We start from the raw sequence: 3,390 nt of genomic DNA, 5'->3' as shown, positions 1-3,390 counted from the left end.
GCCGTATCCAGCTCGAGCCACGCCGAACTCTTGCTGAACGACCAGGTTCCGCACCAGACGCAAGGCCCCGACGTCGGATCCCCGGGCTGGTGAAAATTGTAGCGGCCGTCCGCCGTGATCTCCAGATAATCGAACGCCCCGTAAAACGCGGTCACCGTCTGCTGGAACTCACTGGCGGCCGCTTCCTGTTCCGGTGTCGGCGCATCCTTCATATCGCGCGGCGGCCGGATGGCTCCGCCGTTGAGTTTCCATTTGCCGACAAAATCCTTCTCGGTCGGAAGATATTCCTCCTGGGCCTGCGCCGATGAAATATAAGCAAAAGATGATATACTTGTGAGGCCAACGGCCCCGATTGCAAATAGAAGCGTGGCGGCACAGATCGCCCTTGCTGGGTTTTGCATAAAAAAAATATCTCCACGGGGGTAAGGGGAGTTTTATTGAAAATTTGTGGCGGACGTTGCTTCGGGACCGATTCCCGCCCGCCATTTGCACGGTTAGCATCGGGGCCACCGATCTGGCAACGCAAGGCAGCCTCTCTCCAGCATCGCCCATGCGTCCGCGATCCCGGCCGGCTGAATATCGGCAGCTTAGAAGGTGATCTTCACCGAAGCGGCGCTGCGACGATGCGGGCCGTGATGGACGGCCTCGATGTTGTTGCCGTCCGGATCGAGCAGGAAGGCGGCGTAATAGCCGGGGTGATAGGGCCGTTCGCCCGGCGCGCCATTGTCCGTGCCGCCGGCCGCCAGCCCGGCCTTGTAGAAGCCGTCGACCATGGCGTGGTCCCTTGCCTGGAAAGCCAGGTGATGGCGGCCGGTGAGTTTTCCCTGTGCGGCCCGGCTGTCGGCAGTGGAGACAAACAGCTCGTCGGCCCAGAAAAAGTCGGCGCCGCTACCGCCGATCGGGACATCGAGCGCCTGCAGGACCGCCTCGTAGAAACGCCGGCTGGCCGCGAGGTTTCTGACCACCAGTTGGATGTGGTCGATGAGCCGGCCGCGATGCAATTCCTGGGTTTCCATGAAAACGCCTCCTCGTGTGGGTTCGAATTTAGGTTGGGATAGGGCGTCGTCAATGCGGATACTTCCCAGCAGACAAAGGGCCCACCGGGAGGGGATCCGGCGGGCCTTTGGAAAGCATGTCTAGCCTTCAGGGGTCTGAGGGGGGATCAGACCTGGTAAGAACCTTTGTTGGCCGCGGAGGTTCCACCCGAACAAAAAAATTGCCGATGGCCCGTCCGCGGAATTCAAGCAGTGGAGGCGATTTCTTCGCGAGACCACTCACAGTTTGGAACCTTCCGCTCGCAACCGGGTTTGGTGGCGCGGTGGGAGGAATTGCGATTGGATTGTTTTCAGAGGCTCGAAGCGCTGGTCGACAGCGCCGGTGTCGACGATATCGAGGAAGCAACCGCTCTGCTGCGCCGGTTCAAGGGCAGGTCGCGCGAGGTCGCGGCAGCCATCGACGAATTCATGCTCGATTTCATGACCTTGGTCTTCGTCGTCGAAAACGGCGAAGAAGGTTTCGAAAGGCCGGTCCGCAAGCTCGCTCGCACCAGGCTTTCAAAGCTTGAGCGGCTGGTGACTGTAACGGCGGAGGAAAAGCCGGCTTCCAGCGCCGGCCTATCCCTTCAGGATGGCGGCTAGCCTTGGAATGCCTTCGCTCACCGCGCGCCGGTCGGCGAGCGTGAAGGACAGCCGCAGTGTGTTGCGCCCGGTGCCATCGGCATAAAAGGCGTTGCCCGGCACGAAGGCGACCCGCGCTTCCTTCACCGACCGAGCCAGAAGCTCGGTGGCGTCGGCCCCTTCCGGCAGTGTCACCCAGACGAACATGCCGCCTTCCGGGCGGCTCCAGGTCACGCCTTCGGGCATGTGGGCTTCCAGTGCCGAGAGCAGCCCGTCGCGGCGCTCGCGATAGGCGTCGATGAGTTTTTCCACCTGGCCTTCGAACACGGCTTCGGCGACGCGATGCATCACCACCTGGTTGATCGACGGGCTGTGCAGGTCCGAAGCCTGCTTCATCAGCACCAGCTTCTCGACAATGTGGCGCGGCGCGCACACCCAGCCGACCCGCATGCCCGGCGACAGGATCTTCGAGAACGAGCCGCAATAGAGCGTGCGCGCCTTGTCGATGCCGCCGGACCGGGCACAATCGAGCGCCAGGATCGGCGGCTCGCCCTCGCCGTCATAGCGCAGCGCGCGGTAAGCGGCATCCTCGATGACGGCGATGTCGAGTTCGCCGGCAAGGTCGAGCACCGCCTCGCGCTGCTCACGGTTCAGCGTGTTGCCGGTCGGGTTGGCGAAATCCGGCACCAGATAGGCGAATTTGGCCTTGCCGCCATTGGCGGCCGCCGCCGCGCGATAGGCATCGGGCGTCATGTTGCCGCCGGCCGGGGTCAGCCGGTCGTAGCGCGGCTCATAGGCGTTGAAAGCCTGCAGCGCGCCGAGATAGGTCGGCCACGTCACCAGCGCGGTGTCGCCCGGCGACAGGAACAGCTTGCCGAGATAATCCAGCGCCTGCTGCGAGCCGGAGGTGATGAAGATGTTGGCCTCGTCGCAGGCGACGCCGAGCTTGCCCATCTGCCCGGCGAGCCAGCGCCGCAAAGGCAGATAGCCTTCCGAGACCTGGTACTGCAGCGCCGCGCCCGCCTCGGCGCCACCCAGCACATCGGCATAGGCGTCGCGGATCGCCTCGGCCGGGAACAGCGCCGGATCGGGAATACCGCCGGCAAACGAGATGATGTCCGGCTGGTCGAGCAGCTTCAGCAGCTCGCGGATTTCGGACGCTTTCATGCGCGACGAGCGCGAAGCCAACAGGTTCATAAGGGTCACGGCACGCCTCCCCGACGCTGCAATATAGGTCAACTTGACTGACCTATATCCCCTCTTGGCCGCGAATTGAAGTGTGCCTGAACGGTTTCCCGAATGCGCCAGCACTGGCGCACTGCTCGAACGCCGCGAGCAGTTCCACAAAAGTGTTGCAGCGTTTTCCGACCGCCTAAAGGCTCTTCTTGTAGCCGAGATGGCTGCCGGTGAAGCCGAGGCTTTCGTAAAAACGATGCGCGTCCGCCCGCCCTTTGTCGGTGGTCAGTTGAACGAGGCCGCAGCCGCGCGCGCGGCACGCGTCGATCGCCCATTCGATCATCTGCCTGCCGATGCCGTCCGAGCGCCTGTGGCCGGCGACCCGAACCGCCTCGATCTGGCCGCGCCACGCGCCCTTGCGCGAGAGCCCGGCAAGGAAAGTTACCTGCAAGGTGCCGACCACCTCGCCGCCATCCACGGCCACCGCCAGCAGCTGATTGGGATCGGCGTCGATGGCGTTGAAAGCGTCGACATAACCTTGCGCCAGCGGCAAGGAAGCGTCCTCGCGGCCGGCGCCAAGCGGATCGTCGGCCAGCAT

At 63.5% G+C, this 3,390-nt stretch carries 5 protein-coding genes; 1 reads left to right on the top strand and 4 read right to left on the bottom strand.

Features of this window, described 5'->3' with window-relative positions:
* Together EN879_RS28930 and EN879_RS28925 are read right to left on the bottom strand one after the other, a co-directional pair.
* Positions 1-401, bottom strand: a 401-nt coding sequence (locus EN879_RS28930; RefSeq protein ID WP_127274411.1) for a hypothetical protein, incomplete at its 3' end; no start/stop codon positions are given.
* A 186-nt stretch (positions 402-587) separates the two neighbouring features.
* Positions 588-1,016: a VOC family protein gene (locus EN879_RS28925; protein ID WP_013530756.1), complete on the bottom strand. Its 429-nt coding sequence runs from the start codon at positions 1,014-1,016 to the stop codon at positions 588-590.
* 318 nt (positions 1,017-1,334) lie between these two features.
* Here EN879_RS28925 and EN879_RS28920 point away from each other — a divergent pair, with 318 nt between their 5' ends.
* On the top strand, positions 1,335-1,637 hold the full coding sequence (locus tag EN879_RS28920) for a hypothetical protein (RefSeq protein WP_224621166.1): 303 nt from the start codon (positions 1,335-1,337) through the stop codon (positions 1,635-1,637).
* On the opposite strand, the gene EN879_RS28915 is transcribed toward EN879_RS28920, so the two are convergent.
* A complete protein-coding gene (locus EN879_RS28915) occupies positions 1,614-2,813 on the bottom strand; it encodes a PLP-dependent aminotransferase family protein (RefSeq protein ID WP_032807972.1) in 1,200 nt (399 codons plus the stop codon). The genes EN879_RS28920 and EN879_RS28915 overlap by 24 nt on opposite strands.
* A gap of 175 nt (positions 2,814-2,988) precedes the next feature.
* Positions 2,989-3,390: GNAT family N-acetyltransferase (locus EN879_RS28910; RefSeq protein WP_164774637.1), on the bottom strand; the 402-nt coding region annotated here is incomplete at its 5' end.

This window comes from Mesorhizobium sp. M7A.F.Ca.AU.002.02.1.1 (assembly GCF_003998535.1).
Classification (GTDB): Bacteria; Pseudomonadota; Alphaproteobacteria; order Rhizobiales; family Rhizobiaceae; genus Mesorhizobium; species Mesorhizobium ciceri.
This window is presented reverse-complemented; position numbering and strand designations above follow the sequence as displayed.

Excerpts from the sequence above, each read along its gene's own strand:
- EN879_RS28925 (WP_013530756.1), bottom strand. The coding sequence starts at position 1,016 with ATGGAAACCCAGGAATTGCATCGCGGCCGGCTCATCGACCACATCCAA.
- EN879_RS28915 (WP_032807972.1), bottom strand. The coding sequence starts at position 2,813 with ATGAACCTGTTGGCTTCGCGCTCGTCGCGCATGAAAGCGTCCGAAATC.